Annotated in this window: 20 protein-coding genes; 11 read left to right on the top strand and 9 right to left on the bottom strand. The window is 67.9% G+C overall.

The genetic code is table 11. The annotated features are described in order from the left end of the window. The first annotated feature begins 74 nt into the window (after positions 1 to 74). A complete protein-coding gene (locus CKW34_RS21645) occupies positions 75 to 1,496 on the top strand; it encodes an apiosidase-like domain-containing protein (protein WP_059384103.1) in 1,422 nt (473 codons plus the stop codon). Here the strand turns inward: CKW34_RS21645 and CKW34_RS21640 are convergent. Then, positions 1,477 to 2,619, bottom strand: coding sequence for an MFS transporter (locus CKW34_RS21640; RefSeq protein ID WP_059384011.1), 1,143 nt, complete (start codon positions 2,617 to 2,619; stop codon positions 1,477 to 1,479). The two genes, CKW34_RS21645 and CKW34_RS21640, sit on opposite strands and share 20 nt — an antisense overlap. Before the next feature lie 88 nt (positions 2,620 to 2,707). On the opposite strand from CKW34_RS21640, the gene CKW34_RS21635 reads away from it, so the two are divergent. Continuing rightward, complete coding sequence (locus tag CKW34_RS21635) at positions 2,708 to 3,280, top strand: TetR/AcrR family transcriptional regulator (RefSeq protein WP_059384104.1); 573 nt, start codon at positions 2,708 to 2,710, stop codon at positions 3,278 to 3,280. Between the two features lie 52 nt (positions 3,281 to 3,332). On the opposite strand, the gene CKW34_RS21630 is transcribed toward CKW34_RS21635, so the two are convergent. Further along, the gene (locus CKW34_RS21630; RefSeq protein WP_059384012.1) at positions 3,333 to 4,352 is read right to left on the bottom strand and encodes a ferredoxin--NADP reductase; all 1,020 of its coding nucleotides are present in this window, start codon (positions 4,350 to 4,352) and stop codon (positions 3,333 to 3,335) included. A 105-nt stretch (positions 4,353 to 4,457) separates the two neighbouring features. On the opposite strand from CKW34_RS21630, the gene CKW34_RS21625 reads away from it, so the two are divergent. The 5 genes from CKW34_RS21625 to CKW34_RS21605 are packed head-to-tail and all read left to right on the top strand — an operon-like array spanning position 4,458 to position 9,510. Then, positions 4,458 to 5,867, top strand: a complete 1,410-nt coding sequence (locus CKW34_RS21625) for a class I adenylate-forming enzyme family protein (protein WP_059384013.1) — start codon at positions 4,458 to 4,460, stop codon at positions 5,865 to 5,867. After that, entirely contained in the window at positions 5,845 to 6,750 is a 906-nt protein-coding gene (locus CKW34_RS21620) for an acyl-CoA dehydrogenase family protein (RefSeq protein ID WP_059384105.1), read from the top strand. The genes CKW34_RS21625 and CKW34_RS21620 overlap by 23 nt, the downstream gene beginning before the upstream one ends. Continuing rightward, entirely contained in the window at positions 6,737 to 7,825 is a 1,089-nt protein-coding gene (locus tag CKW34_RS21615; protein WP_016696164.1) for an acyl-CoA dehydrogenase family protein, read from the top strand. The genes CKW34_RS21620 and CKW34_RS21615 overlap by 14 nt, the downstream gene beginning before the upstream one ends. A 1-nt stretch (position 7,826) precedes the next feature. Next, positions 7,827 to 8,594 (top strand): enoyl-CoA hydratase/isomerase family protein, encoded by a 768-nt coding sequence (locus CKW34_RS21610; RefSeq protein WP_059384014.1) that lies wholly within the window; start codon positions 7,827 to 7,829, stop codon positions 8,592 to 8,594. A gap of 13 nt (positions 8,595 to 8,607) precedes the next feature. Beyond that, positions 8,608 to 9,510 carry an alpha/beta hydrolase gene (locus CKW34_RS21605; protein WP_080968383.1) on the top strand — a complete coding sequence of 301 codons (903 nt, stop codon included), beginning with the start codon at positions 8,608 to 8,610 and terminating at the stop codon, positions 9,508 to 9,510. Positions 9,511 to 9,557: 47 nt separating this feature from the next. Here CKW34_RS21605 and CKW34_RS21600 read toward each other — a convergent pair whose 3' ends face one another. The 5 genes from CKW34_RS21600 to CKW34_RS21580 are packed head-to-tail and all read right to left on the bottom strand — an operon-like array spanning position 9,558 to position 13,623. Beyond that, a complete protein-coding gene (locus CKW34_RS21600; protein ID WP_059384015.1) occupies positions 9,558 to 9,884 on the bottom strand; it encodes a DUF4286 family protein in 327 nt (108 codons plus the stop codon). Positions 9,885 to 9,924: 40 nt separating this feature from the next. Continuing rightward, positions 9,925 to 10,686, bottom strand: coding sequence for an SDR family oxidoreductase (locus CKW34_RS21595; protein WP_059384016.1), 762 nt, complete (start codon positions 10,684 to 10,686; stop codon positions 9,925 to 9,927). Between the two features lie 49 nt (positions 10,687 to 10,735). After that, positions 10,736 to 12,007, bottom strand: a complete 1,272-nt coding sequence (locus CKW34_RS21590; protein ID WP_059384017.1) for an amidohydrolase family protein — start codon at positions 12,005 to 12,007, stop codon at positions 10,736 to 10,738. Between the two features lie 28 nt (positions 12,008 to 12,035). Then, positions 12,036 to 13,382: a cytochrome P450 gene (locus tag CKW34_RS21585; RefSeq protein ID WP_059384018.1), complete on the bottom strand. Its 1,347-nt coding sequence runs from the start codon at positions 13,380 to 13,382 to the stop codon at positions 12,036 to 12,038. A 49-nt stretch (positions 13,383 to 13,431) separates the two neighbouring features. Beyond that, positions 13,432 to 13,623, bottom strand: a complete 192-nt coding sequence (locus tag CKW34_RS21580) for a ferredoxin (RefSeq protein WP_059384019.1) — start codon at positions 13,621 to 13,623, stop codon at positions 13,432 to 13,434. Between the two features lie 199 nt (positions 13,624 to 13,822). Between CKW34_RS21580 and CKW34_RS21575 the strand changes: the two genes are divergently transcribed. Continuing rightward, the gene (locus CKW34_RS21575) at positions 13,823 to 14,758 is read left to right on the top strand and encodes a zinc-binding dehydrogenase (protein WP_059384020.1); all 936 of its coding nucleotides are present in this window, start codon (positions 13,823 to 13,825) and stop codon (positions 14,756 to 14,758) included. Between the two features lie 72 nt (positions 14,759 to 14,830). On the opposite strand, the gene CKW34_RS21570 is transcribed toward CKW34_RS21575, so the two are convergent. Both CKW34_RS21570 and CKW34_RS21565 read right to left on the bottom strand, forming a co-directional pair. After that, the gene (locus CKW34_RS21570) at positions 14,831 to 15,583 is read right to left on the bottom strand and encodes an SDR family NAD(P)-dependent oxidoreductase (protein ID WP_059384021.1); all 753 of its coding nucleotides are present in this window, start codon (positions 15,581 to 15,583) and stop codon (positions 14,831 to 14,833) included. Next, positions 15,580 to 16,347, bottom strand: coding sequence for an SDR family oxidoreductase (locus CKW34_RS21565; RefSeq protein WP_059384022.1), 768 nt, complete (start codon positions 16,345 to 16,347; stop codon positions 15,580 to 15,582). Before CKW34_RS21565 ends, CKW34_RS21570 begins: the two co-directional genes overlap by 4 nt. A 64-nt stretch (positions 16,348 to 16,411) precedes the next feature. On the opposite strand from CKW34_RS21565, the gene CKW34_RS21560 reads away from it, so the two are divergent. The 3 genes from CKW34_RS21560 to meaB are packed head-to-tail and all read left to right on the top strand — an operon-like array spanning position 16,412 to position 19,878. After that, the gene (locus tag CKW34_RS21560; protein ID WP_059384023.1) at positions 16,412 to 17,851 is read left to right on the top strand and encodes a class I adenylate-forming enzyme family protein; all 1,440 of its coding nucleotides are present in this window, start codon (positions 16,412 to 16,414) and stop codon (positions 17,849 to 17,851) included. Further along, positions 17,844 to 18,983 carry a thiolase family protein gene (locus CKW34_RS21555; RefSeq protein ID WP_026061766.1) on the top strand — a complete coding sequence of 380 codons (1,140 nt, stop codon included), beginning with the start codon at positions 17,844 to 17,846 and terminating at the stop codon, positions 18,981 to 18,983. Before CKW34_RS21560 ends, CKW34_RS21555 begins: the two co-directional genes overlap by 8 nt. 13 nt (positions 18,984 to 18,996) lie before the next feature. Next, positions 18,997 to 19,878: a methylmalonyl Co-A mutase-associated GTPase MeaB gene (meaB, locus tag CKW34_RS21550; RefSeq protein WP_059384024.1), complete on the top strand. Its 882-nt coding sequence runs from the start codon at positions 18,997 to 18,999 to the stop codon at positions 19,876 to 19,878. Positions 19,879 to 19,928 lie beyond the last annotated feature (50 nt).

The raw sequence follows: 19,928 nt of genomic DNA, 5'->3' as shown, positions 1-19,928 counted from the left end.
GCGTTCCGTGATTCTGCTCCGAACCGCCGCCTCCTCCGTAGCCTGGACGTACCACGGGCGCGGTGGGGGTGGCGATGAAGCGAGCAGTCCTGGCGACGGTGTTGCTTCTGGTCGCGGCCTGTTCCGATGCCGGAGACCAAGAGCAGCAGCCGACGAACGTCCCGGCGGTGGATGCGGAATGCGACGCCGCCGACCATCGCTTCGTCTCGTCCGTCAGCGCCGACGGTCGTTATTTCGAGGATCAGTACGGTGATCCCGTCCTCGTCCGCGGCGACTCGCCGTGGTCGGGGATGGCCGACTGGTCGCCCGAGCAGGCCGAGTTGTACTTCACCGACCGCGAGAGCAACGGGTTCGACGCGTCGATCATGTCGGCGATCGTCGTGCCGGTGAACGGCGGGCCGAGCTACGAAGGCGCCACCTTCGACGGCATCGAACCGTTCGTCGACGGCGACATCACGCAGTGGAACGAGGCGTACTGGTCGCGCGTCGACGACTATCTCCGGATCGCGTGCCGCCACGGGAACACGGTGTTCCTGTATCCGATGGACGGATGGAATCTCACCCACGTCTTCGCCTCGACCACACCCGAGGAAGCCTTCGAATACGGGCGGAGATTCGCGCAGCGGTACGCGGAGTTCCCGAACATCGTCTGGATGACCGGCGGCGACTATTCACCGGAGGCGGAGGATCTCGCGGCCGGTGCCGAGTCGGACCTCGTGCTGCGCGCGATGCTCGATGGGATCCGTGATGCCGGCTCCGACGCACCGTTCACGATCCAGCTGGGCTGGGACAAGCTGCTCTCGACGGATCATCCGTTCTGGGAGCCGATCGTGGACTGGAACTTCGTCTACACCTACGCGCCGACCTATCAGGCGGTCCTGCAGGCCTACGAGCGTGCCGACGGGACCCGCGACCCGCGACCCGCACTGTTCTCGGAGGGCAACTACGAAGGCGAGAACAACCAGGAGGACACGGCGCCGACCACCGACGAGACGCTCCGACGTCAGGCGTTGTGGGCACTGACCTCCGGTTCGCCCGGCGAGTTCCGGGGTTCCGACGACTGGGAGTTCCCGGACGGGTGGGAATCCCGACTGGACACCTCCGCCGTCGCGCAACTGCGGGCGATACGCGAACTGTGGCAGTCGTGGCCGTGGTGGGAACTCGTGCCGGACATCGACGAACCGCTCGTCGTCGCAGGTCGCGGCACCCCGTGGACGAGCGACGAGATGATCGACGTCCTCGACGACGAGTACGTCACCGCCGCCCGGACACCGGACGGTTCACTCGCCGTCGTCTATGTTCCGACGCAGCGCACGATCCGGCTCGATCCTGCCCTGGTACCGGAGTCGGCGACCCTCGAGTGGATCGACCCCGCCGACGCGACCGGGCCTCGGCAGCCGGCCACTCCCGACGGGAACGGCGATATCTCCACACCGGGGCCGAACACGGACGGAGACGAGGACTGGCTTCCCGTGATCACCGACCGACAGGCGTGAGAGTGCGGGACCGGGGGAGCGATACCGCCGGCGCCACCGCGAGGAGACCGACGATGCCCGCCACCACGAAGGCGGTCGCGGTCGACGTCGAACCCAGCAGGGCTCCGAACACGACCGATCCGGCGGCCTGGCCCACGGCCAGGGCGATGAACAACGCCACGGTGCCCTCGGCTGCGCGTTCGGCGACCGACCGCACGGCCCACACGATGAGCACCCCGCTCATCGCGATGTAGCTCGCGCCGAACAAGGCGACGGAGAGGTAGGCGGGGATCGGTGTTCCGGGCAGCAACCCCAGCAGAACGGTGGCCACCGACATGGCGGTGGTGGTGAACGTCCACGCGACCGGCAGGTTCCAGGTCTGCACGATCCGGCCCGCGGTCGCCCCCAGCACCCCGAAGGCGCCCAGGACCATCCACGCGAGCACCGAGTAGGTCTCCCCGCCGGTGCCGTCGCTCATGACGGACCGGCCGAACGTCCAGATCGCCGCGCTCGACGCACCGGCCAGTGCTGCGGCGAGGAGGGGACGGATCAGCGGGGACAGTTCGCCGATCCGCACAGGCGTGGTGTGTGAACGATCCCGTCGATCGTCGGAACGTCGGTCGGTGCGGAGGACGGTGAAAGCGACCCCGGCGGTGAGGATCGCGATGACGACCCATCCCACACGCCACTGGCCTGCGGTGGCGAACACCAGAGCTCCGGCGGCGACGAGTCCCACCCCCGTTCCCGAATTGACGATCGTCTGCGCGTTCTCCTGCCGATCGGGAGCGACATTGCGTTCGACGAGCGTCACCAGCCCGGGAGTGGCGAAACCGGCCCCGGCTCCGGCGACAATCACGCTCAGCGCGAAGACGATCGTGTGCGTCGACGCCGCCACCCCCAGCGCACCGATCGCCGCCGTGGCTCCGGCGCAGGCCACGACGAGACGTGGGCGTCCGCTCGTCCTCGACGCGACGATCGCCGCGAGACAGTACGAGAGGAAACTGCCGGCCTGGACGGCACCGGCGACCGTCGAGCCCATCCCGAACGAGTCGGTGAACTGGGGCAGGAAGAGTCCGTAGCCGAACCGCGCCAGCCCGTAGGTGGTCGCGATCAGAGCTGTGCCGGCGATGACGAGTGGATGCATCGCGTCCCCCGAACGGATCGAAGACCAGAACGACCGTTACTCTACTCCGAAACGATCGTTTCAGAAGAACGAGCGTTACAGTGTGGTCATGTCCACGGCTCGTCCTGCTGCCCGCACCCGTCTGCTCCGGGCCGCCGAGGAGATGCTCTTCGACCGCGGGATCCGGGCGACACCCGTCGACGACCTGCTCCGCCGGGCCGAAGTCTCGGCAGCGTCCCTGTACACGCACTTCGGCAGCAAGGAATCCCTGGTCGCCGAGGCGCTGCGGGTCCGGTTGGCGGAGTGGCGCGCGGTGTGGGACCGGCACGTGGTCGATGCCGACGACGACATCGGACGTCTGCTGGCCATCTTCGACGCCCTCGCCGCGTACCGCGACGATTCGGAATCACCCGCCCGCTGGTGCGCCTTCCTCGCGACAGCGACGGAGTTCGCCGAACCCACCGACGAGATCGGCGAGATGCTCGCGGCGGACAGCGACCTGCTCGCCGAGCGACTCCTGCACCTTGCGAAACCGGTGGCCGGGGCGAACGCGCAGGACCTCGCCGACGACGTGCTCACCGCCTACAACGGAACCCTCGCGAGCTTCCTGCGCGGCCGGCCGTCGTCACCGATCGAGGTGGGTCGCAGGGTGGCGCATTCGGCCGCCCTGACCTACCAGTGAAAATCCGGTTGTTTCCACCGCGTATGACGCCGTCGAAACAACCGAATCGGCATCAGACGTACTTGACCTTGATGTCCTCGCTGTCGGGCACGCCCTGGCAGGTGAGGATGTAGCCGTCGGCGATCTCCTCCTCGGACAATGCGTCGTTGACGCGCATCGTCGCGCTGCCGTGGGTGATCTTCGCGATGCAGGTCGCGCAGTTGCCGGCCTCGCACGAGAACGGCGGCGCCAGGCCCGCGCGACGCGCGCTCTCGAGCAGTGTCTCACCGGCGTGCCGGGGCACGGAGACGCGCTGGTTGCCGAGGCGGATCGAGACGGTGCCCCTCACCTCCCCGCTCGGGGCGGACTCCGCCTCCTGGGCGTCCTCGGCCTTGATGGGTTCGGCTGCGCTGCCGAACCGTTCGCTGTAGATGTTGCCGGGGCCGGGGAGCGCGGCCTCGACCATGTCCATGAACGCTTCCGGGCCGCACAGGTAGCTGTCGGCGCCGCCGTCGGATCCGACGAAGGCGCGCACGGCGTCGGGAGTGAGCAGTCCGCTCTCGTCGTCGAAGTGCCGCACTACCTCGAGGCGACCTGCGTACCGGTCGGCGAGTTCGTCGGTGAGGCTCGCGAAGATCGCGGACGCGCGGTCGCGGTCGGCGATCAGCAGGCGCACCGGCCGGTCGGTCGTCGCGAGTGCGCTCTTGGCGAGCGACAGGATCGGCGTGATGCCGCTTCCGCCGGCGAAGCCGAGCACCGGACCGGCTGCGTCGCGGAGAAGGAAAGTGCCTGCGGGTCGGGTGATCTCGACCTCGTCGCCTTCCGCGATGTTGTCGTGCAGCCAGTTCGAGACGGCTCCGCCGGTGACCCGCTTGACGGTGGTCATCATCTCGGTGTCGGTCTCGGGCGCGCTCGACATCGAGTACGAGCGATACAGATCGGTGCCGTCGACCTTCACCTTGAAGGTGCAGAACTGCCCTGACTTGTAGGTGAAGGGCCCGTCGAGGGGAGCGAGCACATAGGTGCGGGCGTCGTCGGTCTCCTTCACGATCCGGGTCACGGTCGCGCGTTGAAACAAAGGTGGTCTCGCCATGGACCGTCTCCTCCTGGTATCAATGTTCTGCAAGAACGAGAGTACTATTCTCATTCAGGAGAGCAAGACCTCTCGACCGGTATTGCTGCGACGCGAGAGAGCACCATGACAGAGCCCACCGTGTTGGCCTTCGAAGACCGCGAGTACACCCTCGCGGAACTCGATGCGCTCACCTGCGGACTCGCTCGTGTCCTGGCAGATCGCGGCGTGGGTCCCGGCGACCGCGTGGCACTCATGTCGTCCAACCGCCCCGAATTCGTCGTGGCCTACCGGGCCATCGACAGGCTCGGCGCCGTCGTCGTCCTGCTGAGCCCGGCCTGGAAAAGCGGCGAGGTCGAGCACGCCCTCCGGCTCACCGAACCGGCCTTCGCCGTCGGCGACAACCCCGTCCTCGCCGCCGCGATGCCGATGCTCTACCTCGACGACCCGATCGAACCCGATCACGGCGACTTCACCGCAACCCCCGTGGACCCCGACGCCGATGCACTGCTCGTCTTCAGTTCCGGTACGACGGGCCTGCCGAAGGCCGTGCGGCACACCCGCTCCTCGTTCGCCGCGGCCGTGGCGCACTGGCGGCAGGTCCTCGGACTCACCGCCGGCGACCGGCTCCAGATCGTCACCCCTCCCTCGCACATCCTCGGCCTGCTCAACATCGCCACCGTGCTCGACGCCGGCGGATGGATGCGGCTGCACCGGCGATTCGACCTCGACGCGATGCTGAAATCCATCGAGCGCGACCGGATCACCGTCGAGATGGCCGTCGCACCGATCGCCCTCGCGATCGCCTCGCATCCGGATCTCGAATCGTTCGACCTGTCGTCGCTGCGCTACATCATGTGGGGCGCCACACCCGTCACCGCGAGTGTCGCGGAGACCGTCACCCGGCGCACCGGCGTGACCTGGTTGCCGGCCTACGGAGCCAGCGAGGTCCCCGTCATCACCTGCAATCCGGTGGGCGACGCCCGCCTCGACAGCGTCGGCGTACCTGCGCCCGGCCTCGAACTGCGGATCGTCGAACTCGGGACCGGCCGGGAGGTCCCGGCCGGCGAGACCGGAGAGATCCAGGTGCGGTCGGCCTCGGCCATGGCCGGATACCTGCCCGACGACGCGACCGCCGGGGCGTTCTGCGACGGCTGGTACCGCACCGGCGACGTCGGATGGCTCGACGCCGACGGCCGGTTGCGGATCACCGACCGTGCCAAGGACATGATCAAGGTCAACGGATTCCAGGTCGCTCCCGCCGAGGTCGAAGCGGTGCTGCACGGCCACCCCGACATCGCCGACTGCGCCGTCTTCGGAACGAAGAACGGTGCGGCCGGCGAGACGGTCGTCGCGGCGATCGCCACCACCGCGACACTCGATCCCGACGACATCTCCACCTATGTGGCCGAACGACTCGCGTCGTACAAGCGACCGGGACGCGTGATCTTCGTGCCCGACATTCCCCGCCTGCCGTCCGGCAAGGTCTTGCGCCGACAACTCGAGGAGCGCCATGGACGTACGTCTGACCATTGAACAACAGCAGTTGCGCGACGCCGCCGCCAAACTGGCCGACGATCTGGGTGCCCGCTCGGTGTCGGATCTGGACGACGCGGCACGCCGGGCACGGCTGGAGAAGACCGTCGCCTCGACGGGCTGGCGCTCCCTGCGCTCCGACGGCGCGTCGGGAGTCGAAGTCGCCATCGTGGCAGAGGAATTCGGGCGCGGACTCGTCGACGTGCCGTTCTTCGGTCCGGTGCTCGCCGACGACCTGCACCGGCATTTCTCCGACGACCAGCCGACGCGCGCCATCGCCGTCGGTGCCGACGCCTTCGACGCGCACGGCCTCGATCGCGTCCTCGTCCTCCGGGACCGGACGGTGTCGACCGCGGCCGTCGGTGAGCCCGCGCCCGGTGCGGACCTGACCCGTTCGTTCGCGACGTTCGCCGAACCGGACGAGACGCTCGGCGAACTCTCCTCCGAGAACGCCGACCGCGCACATGCTCTCGCGCTCGTCGTCACGTGCGCCGACCTCGTCGGGGTGTCACGGGGCGCGCAGGCGGTGGCCGTCGACTACGCGAAGATCCGTGAGCAGTACGGAAACACGATCGGGTCGTACCAGGCGGTCGCGCACATGCTGGCCGAGAGCGAAGCCCTCATCGAAGGCTCGATCAGCGTGCTGCGGCACGCGGCGTGGGCCGTCGACGAGCTGACGCCCGAGGAAGCGATCCGCGCCGCGCGCATCGCCAAGATCTACACCGCGCGCGCCGCGCGCACCGTCTGCGAGACCGCCGTTCAGGTGCACGGCGGGATCGGCAACACCTGGGAGTGCATCGAGCACGTGTACCTGCGGCGGGCCCTGACGTCCACCGAACTGTTCCCCGTGAGCCTGGAGGAGATCGACCTTGGACTTTCGTGACTCGCCGGAAGAAGCCGCATTCCGCGCCCGGCTGCGGACCTGGCTCGCCGATCAGGCCGGAAAGTTCCCCACCTCGGGTGACGAGTACTGGGCTCGGCAGGGTGAATGGCATCAGGCGCTCTACAGCGCAGGGTTCTTCGGTCTGTCGTGGCCGAAGAAGTACGGCGGGCAGGATCTTCCGCCCGTCTTCGACGTGATCCTCGACGAGGAACTCGCCGTCGCGGGATGCCCGCCGCGGCCGAGTCTGGGATATCTCGTGGTCGGCCTCGGTCACCATGCCAGTGACGAACTGTGCGAACGGTTCCTGCCCGGCATGATCGACGGCACCGAACGGTGGTGCCAGGGATTCAGCGAACCCGGTGCCGGCTCCGACCTCGCGTCGCTCACCACCACGGCGACCCGCGACGGCGACGAATACGTCATCCACGGCCACAAGGTCTGGACGAGTTACTCCGACGTCGCCGACTGGTGCCTGCTGCTCGCCCGCACCGATCCGGATGCGCCGCGGCACCGCGGTATCTCGGCGTTCATCGTCTCGATGCACCAGGACGGCATCGAGCAGCGACCGTTGAAGATGATCAGCGGCGTCACCAAGGAGTTCGGCCAGGTGCTGTTCGACGGTGCCCGCGTGCCGGCAAGCCGCATGGTCGGGGCTCCCGGGGAGGGCTGGCGGGTCGCGATGACCGTCGTCGGCCACGAGCGCGAACCGTCCACCCTCGGATTCGCCGCCCGCTACGGCAAACTCGTGCGTCAGCTCGCCAAGCGCGTCGACGGTCCGCCCCCGCAGGATCTGGCCTGGGCGGCGGTGCAGTCGGAGATGCTGCGTCTGCACGTGCGGCGGCGACTGTCCGAGCAGCTCGACGGTGTCTCGCACGGCTCCGAGGGGTCGCTCGACAAGCTGCTCATGACGTGGGTGGACCAGTCGGTCGGACACGCAGCCCTGGCAGTCGCGGGCAGCCGCGACGAGGAACTCCTCGGCTCGTACATGTACAGCCGCGCCCAGTCCGTCATGGGCGGCACGTCGCAGATCCAGAAGAACATCATCGCTTCGCGCATCCTCGGATTGGGGGTCTGACATGTACGGCATGCCCGACGAGATCGAGGTCCGCGCCGAGGGGCCGCTGCGGATCGTCACGCTCAACCGGCCGTCGAAGTACAACGCGGTCAACGATCCGCTGCACGCGGGACTCGCCCGGCTGTGGCCGCAGCTGAGCGCCGACCGCGAGGTCCGCGCCGTGGTGCTCACCGGTGCCGGCAAGGCGTTCTCCGCCGGCGGGGATCTCGACTATCTCGCCGAACTGGGGCAGGACGCCGAACTGCGGGCGAAGACCATCGCCGACGGACGCGAGATCGTCCTGGGTATGGCGCGCTGCCGCGTGCCTGTGGTCGCTGCGGTCAACGGCCCGGCGGTGGGACTCGGGTGCAGCCTGGTCGCCCTGAGCGACGTCGTCTACATGGGGGAGGGCACCTATCTCGCCGATCCCCACGTGCAGGTCGGGCTGGTCGCGGCCGACGGTGGTCCGCTGACCTGGCCGCTGCAGATCAGCCTGTTGCACGCGAAGGAGTTCGCCTTCTTCGGGGAGCGGATCCCCGCCGAGCGGGCCCGCGAACTCGGCCTGGCGAACCATGTCGTCGCCGATCCGCTCGCCGAGGCACTCGCGTGCGCCAAGCGTCTCGTGGAGCAACCGCAGAAGGCCGTGGAGGCTACCAAGCGGCTGCTCAACATCCACCTCGAGCGGGCGGTGCTCGCGAGCCTGGACTACGCGATGAGTGCCGAGGAGATGACCTTCCAGAGCGACGACTTCCGTGCGAACATCGCGAGGATGACCGCAGGAAAATCGTGATCGGAGAGACCGTGTGATCGGACGGTTGCGTTCGCTGTCGAGCTTCCATCCCGATCTGCGGACCGTGGCGCTGCTCGCCCCACGTCGTGCGGTGACCCCGCGATCGTTGCCGGTGATGCGCATGCTCACCCGCGCGATCCGGGGCACCGACCCGGACGTGTACGTCTTCGAACCGGGCGTGTCGGTCCGCTGGTTCGGTGCTCCGGCCCGCGCAGGCACCGAACCCGGTGCGGCCCTGTTGTGGATCCACGGTGGCGGGTACGTCTTCGGCCGGGCCGCGCAGGACGACGCGCTGTGCCGGCGGTTCGCCGACCGGCTCGGTATCGCCGTCGCCTCGGTCGATTACCGATTGGCACCCGAACATCCCTATCCGACTCCGCTCGAGGACTGTCTGCGCGCCTACGAGTGGTTGCGGAGCCGGCCGGAGGTCGATCCGGCGCGTATCGCGATCGGAGGTGCGAGCGCCGGGGCGGGTCTGGTTGCGGCACTGGCACTTCTGCTCCGGGACAGGGAACTGCCGGCGCCGGCCTTCCAGCTGTTGGCCTATCCGATGCTGGACGACCGCACCGGCGACGGTCCCGCGCACATCCGGATGTGGGATGCGTTCAGCAACCGGTTCGGCTGGACGAGTTACCTGGGTTCGGCCGATCCGGAGGTCGCGGCGCCGGCGCGTCGCACCGATCTGTCGGGTCTGCCCCCGGCCTGGATCGGGGTGGGCACGCACGATCTGTTCCTCGACGAGGACCGCGCGTACGCGGAACGGCTACGGGCCTCGGGTGTCCCGTGCATTCTGCACATCGTCGACGGAGCCTTCCACGGTTTCGATTCGGTGGCCTCGCGCACGGGGGTCGCGCGCGGATTCTTCGACGAACAGTGCGCCACCCTGGAAAATGCGCTCTCCCTGGAATGCTCGTAGGGCCGCTGCCGGATCCCGGCAGCGGCCCTACGGATTCCGTGCTCCGTTCACGAACGGGGCTTGACGTACTCCGACTTCACTTCCATGATCCGCATCTTCGGGATGGGACCGTAGCTGAGCGAGTCCGACATGTTCAGCTGCTTCGCTGCCGCCGCGGCGTGGACGTTGGCCTTGGCCGCCGCGGGATCACCCTCGAGTTCGTAGAGGGTGACCGACGGGCCGCCGTCCGCGTCGGCCGGGGACAGCCGTGTGGCACCGACGAATCCGTCGAGGGCCACCACTTCGGGGATGTGCACCTCGTCGTACCACTTGTTGAACTCTTCCAGCCGCTCGGGATGCGACGGGTACGACTCGACGAGCAAGTAGTGCTTCATGCGTGGTCCTGTCTGTGAGAAGGGTTGGTGTACTGGTGTTTCAGACCCGGACGACCCAGCCGCCGTCGATGTTGAGGGTGTGTCCGGTGACCCAGTCGCTGCCGGACGACACGAGGTACAGCAGGCCGGGGATCAGTTCCTCGGGCTCACCGAACGGGAACGGGATGGCGTGCTTGACCATCTCCTTCAGCTCGGGCGGTGAGGCGATCGAGCCGGCTTCGGTGTTGACCATGCCGGGAGCGATCGCGTTCACACGAATGCCGAAGGGCGCCAACTCACGCGACAGCGAGACCGTCATGCTCACAAGTCCGAGTTTGGTGATGCCGTAGGCCTGCGCGGCCATGAACGCGCCGCTCGAGGACTGGTTCACGATCTTGCCGTAGCCGCGCTCCTTCATGTACGGCACCACGGCGCGGGTGCACAGGAGCGGGCCGGTCAGGTTGACGGCGAGGGTACGGTTCCACAGCTCGATGTCCATCGTCGTGAGAGATCCCTCGCCGACGACCTCGGCCATCAGTCCCGCATTGTTGACGAGGATGTCGACCGATCCGAAGTGTTCGGCTGCGGTCGCGGCCATCTCGGTGGTGCTGGCCTCGTCGCTGACGTCGACTCCGACGGCCAGGACACGGTGACCGTCCGCTGCGAGTTCGTCCGCCGCGGCCTGAGCGGATGCGAGGTTGACGTCCGCGAGGACGACTGCCGCTCCGGCCTCGGCGAGGCCGCGGGAGTAGGCCCGGCCGATCCCGCCACCGGCGCCGGTGACGATGGCGACCTTGCCGGCCAGCTGGGGAGTGTCTGTCATGGGTTTTCCTTGTCGGTCGAAGCGGGTCGGTGGTGTTGTTCCGGGCGGCTCAGGAGTGGGTGAGCTCGTAGCGGCGGCGGTACTCCTCCTTGGAGGTCTCGCTGATGTCCACATCGGTGGCGCGTGCCCGCAGCGCGCCGACGGTGGCCTGCTCACGCAGGGTGTGCGCGAACGGATCCCAGTCGAAGAACCGCGCGGCGTTGGCGAAGGTGATCTTGTCGATCTCTTCGTCGGTGCACCGAGCGGCGTCCAGCGCGCTCTTCAGGATCTCGGGTGAGTGCGGCCAAGTGGAATCCGAGTGCGGGTAGTCGCATTCCCACGCGATGGTGTCGATGCCGAGCCGGTGACGGTTGTTCAGTCCGCTGGGTTCGGTGATGTAGCAGGCGAGGAAGTTCTTGCGCCACACGTCGGTCGGGCTCATCCCGTCGGGAAGAAAGCTCGTTCCGGTCCAGGACTGGTTGACGATGTGCCGGTCGAGGCGGTCCAGCCACGGCGCCACCCATCCGACGCCGCCCTCACTCATCGCGACCTTGAGGTCGGGGAACTTCTTGAACGCGCCGCTGAGCATCATGTCGGTGGCCGCGATTGTCGAGATGAGCGGCGTGAGCATCAGCATGTTGTCGATGTCGAATCCCTCGGGCCGCTTGACCAGGTTGATGCCGCCTCCGATGTGCAGGGACAGCACGATGTTGTGTTCGACGCACGCCTTGAAGATCGGGTCCCAGTAGCCGGACTTGAAGTCGGGGAACCCTTCCCCGACACCGTAGGGAGTTTCGGGGATGCTGATCGAGCGACATCCCATGGCTGCGATCCGGTGAACCTCGGCAACGGATTCGTCCGCATCGAAGAAGGGGATGATGCCGATCGGTATGAACCGGCCCGGGTGTGCGTCCGGGACCTCACCGACGACCCAGTCGTTGAAAGCCCTGCACGCGGCGAGGGAGAGCTTCTTGTCGGGCAGGCTCGCCAGGTGGGTGCCGGCGAAGCCGGGGAAGGTGGCGAACAGTGTCGCGGCGAGGGTGCCGTTGGCGTCCATGTCGCGCACGCGCATATCCATGTCGTAGACGGCGGGCCGCATCTCCGCGTACCCGGTGGGGTCCATGCCCCATTCGTGCTTGGGCCACGAGACCACGGCGTTGAGGCCGGAGCTGCCGACGACGGTGCCCTGGAACTGCCAGGCCTGCACCCTCGGATTGCGGGGATGGGTGGTGAGTTTGGGAGCCTGGTCCATCAGGCTCTTGGGGAAGTGCTTCTCGAAGATGTCCGCGGGTTCGACGACGTGGTCGTCGATGCTGATCATCACCATGTCTTCGGTCTTCATGAGGATCCCTTTCCGCAGCCGGTGCCGGTTACTTCTGTGCCGTCACCGGCGCTGCGATTCCCTGCTCGTCGACGATCTTCTGGATCCGGTCGAGGGTCTCGTCGAGTCCGTCGCCGAGGCGCGGACCGGGCGTGAAGGTGGCCGGAAGCTGCCGCATGCCCTGGATGACGCCGATGGACTCGTAGTGGACCGTGCCTTCGGGGTCGCAGCGATAGTCCGGCATCCGGTCGAGTACCGCGAGCAACATCCGCTTGAACATGGTTCGCGCCAGATTGGATCCGATGCAGCGGTGCACTCCGAGTCCGAAGCTGAAGTGCCGGTTGCCCTTGCGTTCCAGGTCGATCTCGTTCGGATCCGTGAACAGTTCGGGATCCCGGTTCGCCATCGCCCACGACAGCCAGATACGTTCGCCCTCCTTGAACTCGACGCCGTCGAGTTGGGTGTCGGCGGAGAACGTGCGGCCGTCCCCGGCCGACGGACAATAGAAGCGCAGGAATTCTTCTGTTGCCGAATCCAGCAGCGTGTCCCGCTCGGCGCTGAGGATTTCGCGCTGATCGGGGTTCTGCGACAGCCACTCGAGCGCGTGCGAGGTCAACGCCGTCGTCGTGTCGAAACCACCGCCGATGAGCAGGCTCAGCACACCGAGCAGTTCGAGATCGTCGGGTGTCTCCCCGTCGATGGTGGCGCGGGCGACGGCATCGACCATTCCGGGACGGGGGTTTTCCCGGATCTCGTGGAGGCTGGCGAGAAGATCCATTCCCATCAACCGGTGCAGTTCGGCGACGCGGTGGACATCGGGCGAGTCCGGCGGCGTGTACATCGCGGCGTGGACGGGCTCGCAGTAGACGTTCCACTTGGCGACCGGAATCCCGAGCATCGCGAGGGTGATGACGGCGGGAACGATGTTCACCATATCGTCGATGAAGTCGATGCTGCCGGTCTCGATCTTCTCGTCGAGGCACGCGCGGATCACCTCGTCGATGAGGGGAACCCATTTCTTCACGGCAGCGGGAGACAGATACGGATTGAGTACGCTTCGGAATTCCCGGTGTTCGGGGTCGTCCATCTCCAGGATCCCACCGCGCACGCCGGATGCCCGGACGGCCGTGGGGATCATGATGCCCTTGTAGCCGCGCCGTACTCCCTTCACGTCGTGGTCGTTCGAGATGTTCGCCGAGCGTGCGAGGGTGAATACTGCCTCGCCGCCTGCGGCGACCCAGTGACCTCCGTGCGTGTCGGACCATGCCACGGGGCATTTCGAGTGCATCTCGGTAGTGATTTCCGAGAATCGGCCCCGGTAGTCCGGTGCGTGCCTGTCGAACTGATAGACCGGTGTCCGGTGCTCGGTGTCGACGACGGCCTCGTCAGCGCTCACGGTGTTGCCCTCTCGTGCGTCCGATGGATGGTGGTGCGGTCGGGTGGTGTCACAGGACGGAGATCGCCTGTTCGGGGCAACTGCGGTAGGCCTCGCGTGCGGATTCTGCGAGATCGACGGGTACTTCGGTGTCGACGGCCGTGGCGTGCCCGTCGATGTCGCTCAGTTCGAAGAGCGTGGGGGCGGCCATGGTGCACAGTGTGTGTCCTTGGCAGCGGTGAGGATCGACTTCCACCTTCATGACGTTCTCCGATCGTCGGCGAATTCTGTTGTTCTGCAGTCGGTTCGGAACTGCACCGCGACTCGATCCGTGTTCCCTGTAAACATTCTCACGATCTTTGTTCCAAGAATGCCGTTCCGGTTGATGAGAACAGTAATGTCACAGGTGTCGGCCTGCAAGAGGTGCGATCGAAGAAGCAGAGCATGAGGGCGGTGCGGATATGAGGGCATGGCAGTTCGAAGGAGCCGGGCGACCGATCTCGTTGAACGAGGTTCCGGAACCGGAACCCGGCCCGGGCGAGGTGGTGATCGACGTCGCGGCGGCCGGACTGTGTCACAGCGACCTGATGTACATGGAGGTCGGAGAGGAGACGATGCCGTTCCTGCCCATGACGCAGGGACACGAGAACGCCGGCGTCATCAGCGCACTGGGCGACGGGGTCGAGGGCTGGAGCATCGGTGACGTCGTCGGCGTCTGCTCGTCGGGCGTGCGTCCGCCGCTCGGCATGTTCTCCCACGGTGGGTTCGCCGACAAGCTGGTCGCCGATGCCCGCGATCTCGCCCGGGTGCCCGAAGGGCTGGACCTGTCGCTGGCCGCCCTCGCGACGGATGCGGGAATGACCTCGTACCACGCCATCATCAAGGTCGGTGGTGCGTCGACGGGGATGAAGGTCGGTGTGATCGGCTACGGCGGTCTGGGGCAGATCGGGACTCGTGCGGCCGTGCTGGCCGGTGCGGAGGTGCACGTGGCAGAGACGAAGGAATCGGCATGGGATCTCGCCCGGCAGGCCGGCGCGACGGATGTCGTGCGGGACGCGGCCGAATGGGCGGGCCGAGGATTCGACCTCGTGGTCGACTACGCCGGTTTCGACACCACACAGAAGGCGATCGACGCCGTCGCCCGGGGCGGCACCGTGGTGCAGGTCGGTCTGGGCCTGCCGACGTTCACCGTGAAGACGCCGACGCTCCTCGGCAGGACGCTCGTGGGTTCCCTCGGTGGGACCGTCGAGGACATCGAGGAGGTGTACGACCTGTTCGTGAGACGGGAGATCGAACCCGCATACACCGAGATCGGCTTCGAGGGGATCGGTGATGGCCTGGAACGCCTTCGTCGCAACGAAGTGACCGGACGGCTCGTCGCGCGGTTGGACCGCTGAACCGTCGAAGCGGATTCGCGCCCGGAAGCACGAAGGGAGGCCCGGTGCCGGACCTCCCTTCGTGCGGCAACCTCATCCCCTCGCGGACACGAGGCTCTCCGAACGCTGCACGGTGCCGGAGATCCCGTTCGCGTCCTGCTGCGCGAGCAGCACCGCGGCGGCGCCCATCGTCTCCGGTGGTTCCACCATCTCGGGCGGGATCTCCCGTCCGCCACCGCCGGCGGTCCAGCCCTCGGTGAGGACGACCCGTGAGGGCGCGAGGCAGTTGACCGCGATGTTGTCCTGCCGCAGGTCGGCCGCGAGCCCGACGTAGAGGCGTTCCACCGCGGCCTTGGACACCCAGTAGGCGTTCGAGCCGTGGTCGGTCATCGTCACACCGCTGGTGGTCACCGCGATCATCGACCCGCTGCCGCGCTCGCGCAGGTGCGGGATCGCTGCCTTGGTCACGGTGAACACGCCGGTGAGGTTGACGTCGAGGCACAACTGCCAGCGTTTCGCCGGGGTCGTCTCGATCGGCCCCATCCACAGCACCCCGGCGTTCGCGACGAGGATGTCGAGCCCGCCGAACTCGGCGACCGTCGCGGCGATCGCGGAGTCGACGGACTGTTCGTCGGTGACGTCGCACGGCACCGGGAGGGCCCGGCCTCCGGCGTCGGTGATCCGCTCGGCGACCGAGCCGATGGTGCCGGGCAGCTTGCCCTCCTGCTCGGAGCGTGCCGCGACCGCCACAGAGGCCCCCGCCTCGGCGAGAGCGACGGCGATCGCAGCGCCGATGCCACGACTGGCACCGGCGACGAACGCGACCTTCCCTGCGAGCGGGCTCACTTCGGCGGGAACCTCAGGGCACCGTCGAGGCGGATGACCTCGCCGTTGAGGTAGTCGTTCTCGACGATGGACGCGACGAGCGTCGCGTACTCGGCGGGGCGGCCCATGCGCTTGGGATGCGGGATCTGCGGGCCCCAGTACGCCTCGAGCTGGTCGCCGGCCTTGCCGTAGGCGGGGGTGAGGATCGTGCCCGGCGCGATGGTGTTGACGCGGATACCGAGCGGCGACAGGTCGCGTGCGGCGACCAGCGTCATGCCGATGACGCCGCCCTTCGCGGCCGCGTAGGGGAGCTGCCCGATCTGCCCTTCGTAACCGGCGATGGACGCGGTGTTCACGATGACGCCGCGGGAGCCCTCGTCGTCGAAGGGGTCCTGCTTGGCGATGGCGGCGGCGGCCAGGCGCATGACGTTGAACGACGACGTCAGGTACGACTCGATGGTCTTGGTGAAGTTCTCGAGCGGCATGGCGCTGCCGTCCTTGCCGACGAGGCGTCCGCCGCCGGCCGGGCCGCCGTGGCAGTCGACGGAGATGCGCAGCGGCGCGAGCGAGTCCGCTTCCGCGATGGCGGCCGAGACGGATTCCTCGCTGCCGGCGTCGGTGCGCACGTATCGCACACCGAGCTCCTGCTCGAGTTCCTTGCCCTTCTCGTCGTTGACGTCGGCGACGACGACCTTCGCGCCCGCCTCGTGGAGACGCCGGACGGTGGCCTGCCCGAGGCCACCCGTGCCGCCGACGACGATCGCGGAGCTTCCTGCTACCTGCATGCTGCCTCCTTCGAGATCCGAGCTCTTGAAAGTAAAGCTCTCTGTCTGTGAGAATAATGTTCTCATGAACCTAAGCATGATTCTAGAAATGGCCGCAAGCACCGGCGAGCGAGCAGTTGCGACCGTCGGGAACCGGACCCTCACCGCTGCCGGTCTCGACGCCCTCGCACGTCGTGCCGCCGCGCAGTTCCGGAATCATCCGGCGGTGCTCTACCTGGGGTCCAACCACCTCGCGTATCCGGTGGCGCTGTTCGGTTCGGCGCTGGCCGGGGTTCCTTTCGTGCCGCTCAACTACCGGCTCGGCGAACAACAGCTCGGCGCGCTGAAGGCCAAGCACCCCGGCGCACTCGTGCTCGAGCAGGAGGATCTCGACGTCCTCGTCGACGACTCCTACGCCACAGGCGATCCCGAGCCGCCGCTCGAACCGCAGTGGGACGGCGACACGGTCGCCGCAATCATCTACACCAGCGGCACCACCTCGGATCCGAAGCCCGCGATCCTGCGGCACCGGCACCTGCTCGCCTACGTGCTCAACACGATGGAGTTCGGTTCGGCCGCCGAGACCGACGCATCGCTCGTCTCGGTTCCGCCGTACCACATCGCCGGCCTGACCAACCTGCTGTCGAACTTCTACACCGGCCGCCGGGTGGTGTACCTGCCGGCCTTCGACCCGCAGGTCTGGCTCGAGACGGTCCGACGCGAACGCGTCACCCACGCGATGCTCGTCCCGACCATGCTCGCCCGCATCGTGACCGCCCTCGGCGACGACACGGCCGACACCCCCACGCTGGCGAGTCTCGCCTACGGCGGGTCGCGCACGCCGCGCCCGGTCCTCGAACACGCGCTGCGCGCCTTCCCGGACACCGGCTTCGTCAACGCCTACGGTCTCACCGAAACCGCGTCGTCCGTGGCGGTTCTCGGACCCGACGACCACCGCACCGCCTTCGGCTCCACCGATCCGGCCGTCCGCGACCGCCTCGGTTCGGTGGGCCGCCCGCTCCCCGGCATCGAGATCGAGATCCGTTCCGAGGAGGGCGAACCCGTCCCGTCCGGCGAGACCGGCCTGATCTTCGTCCGCGGCGAACAGATCTCGGGTGAATACGGCAACCGCAGCGTCCTCGACGCTGAGGGGTGGTTCTCCACACGCGATCTCGGCCGGCTCGACTCCGACGGATATCTGTACGTCGAGGGCCGCTCCGACGACACCATCATCCGCGGCGGCGAGAACATCGCCCCCGCCGAGATCGAGGACGTCCTGCTCGCCCACCCGGGCATCACCGAGGCCGCCGTCATCGGCGTGTCCGATACCGAATGGGGACAACGCATCGTCGCCGTCCTCGTCGGCGACGGCGATCCGGACGAGATCCGACAGTGGGTGAAGGAACGCCTGCGTTCCTCGAAGACCCCCGACAACATCGTCTTCCGGGACGAACTGCCCAAGACCGAGACCGGAAAGCTCTTGCGTCGCACCCTTCTCGCCGAACTGGAGGCCACCCATGCCTGATGCCGTGATCGTTTCCGCCCTGCGCACCCCGGTCGGCACCGCCGTCAAGGGCACGCTCCGCGACACCGACGCGTTCACCCTCGCGGAGCACATCGTCACCGCGACCACCGAGGACCTCGACAAGAGCCTGATCGACGACGTGATCCTCGGCGAGGGCCTGTACGGCGGCGGTGTGATCGCCCGCCACGCCGCCCTCACCGCCGGCCTGACCCACGTGCCCGGTCTCGCACAGAACCGGCACTGCGCGGCGAGCCTGTCGACCGTGCAGTCCGCCGCGGCGAGCATCCGCTCCGGCATGGACCGCATCGTGATCGCCGGTGGCGTCAACTCCGCGTCGACCTCGCCGCGATCGCTCATCCGGAAAGGCGAGGAGTGGGTGCCGTGGATGTCGCCCAGCCACCCCGACAGCCCCGAGGCCCCGAACCGCGACATGTCCATCACCGTCGGCTGGAACGCCGCGGTGAAGGCCGGCATCGGCCGTGAGGAGATGGACGCCTGGGCGCTGCGCTCGCACCAGGTCGCGATCCGCGCCATCGACGAGGGCCGCTTCAAGGAGGAGATCGTCCCGATCGACACCCCACACGGCCTGTTCGACACCGACGAACACCCGCGGCGGGAGACGAGCCTCGAAAAGCTCGCGTCGCTCAAGGTGCTGCACCCGGAGATCGAGGGCTTCAGCATCACCGCCGGCAACGCCTGCGGCGGCAACGATGCGGCCGCCGCGCTGGCCATCGCCAGCAGCGATCTCGGTCTGCCCGCGCTCGGCACGGTGCTGTCGTGGGCGTCGGTGGGTGTCGACCCTGCGATCACCGGACTCGCTCCCGTCGAAGCGATCCCGAAGGCACTCCAGCGCGCCGGTCTGTCCATCGGCGACGTCGACCTGTTCGAGATCAACGAGGCGTTCGCCGCGCAGTGCGTCGCGTGCATCAAGCTGCTCGAGATCGACCCCGAGAAGGTCAACGTCAACGGCAGCGGCTGCTCCCTCGGCCATCCGGTCGCCGCGACCGGCGCCCGCATGCTCGTCACCCTCACCCACGAACTGCGTCGCCGCGGCGGTGGCATCGGTGTCGCGTCGATGTGCGCGGGTGGTGGCATGGGCTCGGCCGTCGTGATCGAGGTGCCGGCACCGTGAACCGGGATACGCCGTGAACATCGGTGAACTGATCGACGCGGCACGCGGGGGCTCCCCGCGTGCCGCGGGTCGATTGCTGACCCTCGTCGAAGGACCGCGCCGGGACGAGGTGCTCGCGCTGCTCGAACCCGCCCGCGCGCGGGTCGTCGGATTCACGGGCCCGCCCGGGGCCGGCAAGTCCACGACAGTCGGGGCGCTCACCACCGCCTACCGCGAACGGGGACTGCGGGTCGCGGTGCTGGCCGTCGACCCGTCGTCCCCCTACAGCGGCGGTGCGCTGCTCGGCGACCGCATCCGCATGGCCGCGCACGTCGGCGATTCGGGTGTGTTCGTCCGGTCGGTGGCCTCCCGCGGACATCTCGGCGGACTCGCAGCCGCCGTCCCTGCGTCGATCCGATTGCTGGCAGCTTTGGGTTACGACGTGATCCTGCTCGAATCCGTGGGCGTGGGTCAGTCGGAGATCGAGATCGCCTCGGTCGCCGAACCCACCGTCGTCATCCTCAATCCGGGTGGGGGAGACGCCGTCCAGGCCGCCAAGGCCGGATTGCTCGAGGTCGCCGATCTCGTCGTCGTCAACAAGGCCGACCGCGACGGTGCCGATCAGACGGTGCGCGACCTCCGCGGCGACGTGAAGGTCCCGATCCTCGAGCTCGTCGCCGCGACCGGCCAGGGTGTCGACGACCTCGTCGACGCGATCGAGGCGCACCAGCGGGCCGACACCGCAGAACGCCGCACGGCGCGGGCCCGCAGTCAGATCCTGTCGCTGGCACACACCCTCCTGCGCAACCACGCGGAGTTGGAGGCGCTGGCGGAGGCCGTCGCCGAGGGTCGCGACGATCCGTACTCGGCGGCCGCACGACTCGTCGACGGAGCGGCCGTATCCGCACAGTCGTGAGGTTCGCGCGGTGAAACGGGGTTTGCTACCGCTGTAACCGGTGCCTACCC

It is taken from the genome of Rhodococcus rhodochrous (assembly GCF_900187265.1).
Taxonomy (GTDB): domain Bacteria; phylum Actinomycetota; class Actinomycetes; order Mycobacteriales; family Mycobacteriaceae; genus Rhodococcus; species Rhodococcus rhodochrous.
This window is presented reverse-complemented; position numbering and strand designations above follow the sequence as displayed.

Bases quoted from the DNA above. Each gene is read 5' to 3' on its own strand.
- CKW34_RS21645 (WP_059384103.1), top strand. From the start codon at position 75: ATGAAGCGAGCAGTCCTGGCGACGGTGTTGCTTCTGGTCGCGGCCTGT.
- CKW34_RS21640 (WP_059384011.1), bottom strand. From the start codon at position 2,619: ATGCATCCACTCGTCATCGCCGGCACAGCTCTGATCGCGACCACCTAC.
- CKW34_RS21635 (WP_059384104.1), top strand. From the start codon at position 2,708: ATGTCCACGGCTCGTCCTGCTGCCCGCACCCGTCTGCTCCGGGCCGCC.
- CKW34_RS21630 (WP_059384012.1), bottom strand. From the start codon at position 4,352: ATGGCGAGACCACCTTTGTTTCAACGCGCGACCGTGACCCGGATCGTG.
- CKW34_RS21625 (WP_059384013.1), top strand. From the start codon at position 4,458: ATGACAGAGCCCACCGTGTTGGCCTTCGAAGACCGCGAGTACACCCTC.
- CKW34_RS21620 (WP_059384105.1), top strand. From the start codon at position 5,845: ATGGACGTACGTCTGACCATTGAACAACAGCAGTTGCGCGACGCCGCC.
- CKW34_RS21610 (WP_059384014.1), top strand. From the start codon at position 7,827: ATGTACGGCATGCCCGACGAGATCGAGGTCCGCGCCGAGGGGCCGCTG.
- CKW34_RS21600 (WP_059384015.1), bottom strand. From the start codon at position 9,884: ATGAAGCACTACTTGCTCGTCGAGTCGTACCCGTCGCATCCCGAGCGG.
- CKW34_RS21595 (WP_059384016.1), bottom strand. From the start codon at position 10,686: ATGACAGACACTCCCCAGCTGGCCGGCAAGGTCGCCATCGTCACCGGC.
- CKW34_RS21590 (WP_059384017.1), bottom strand. From the start codon at position 12,007: ATGAAGACCGAAGACATGGTGATGATCAGCATCGACGACCACGTCGTC.
- CKW34_RS21580 (WP_059384019.1), bottom strand. From the start codon at position 13,623: ATGAAGGTGGAAGTCGATCCTCACCGCTGCCAAGGACACACACTGTGC.
- CKW34_RS21575 (WP_059384020.1), top strand. From the start codon at position 13,823: ATGAGGGCATGGCAGTTCGAAGGAGCCGGGCGACCGATCTCGTTGAAC.
- CKW34_RS21565 (WP_059384022.1), bottom strand. From the start codon at position 16,347: ATGCAGGTAGCAGGAAGCTCCGCGATCGTCGTCGGCGGCACGGGTGGC.
- CKW34_RS21560 (WP_059384023.1), top strand. From the start codon at position 16,412: ATGAACCTAAGCATGATTCTAGAAATGGCCGCAAGCACCGGCGAGCGA.
- CKW34_RS21555 (WP_026061766.1), top strand. From the start codon at position 17,844: ATGCCTGATGCCGTGATCGTTTCCGCCCTGCGCACCCCGGTCGGCACC.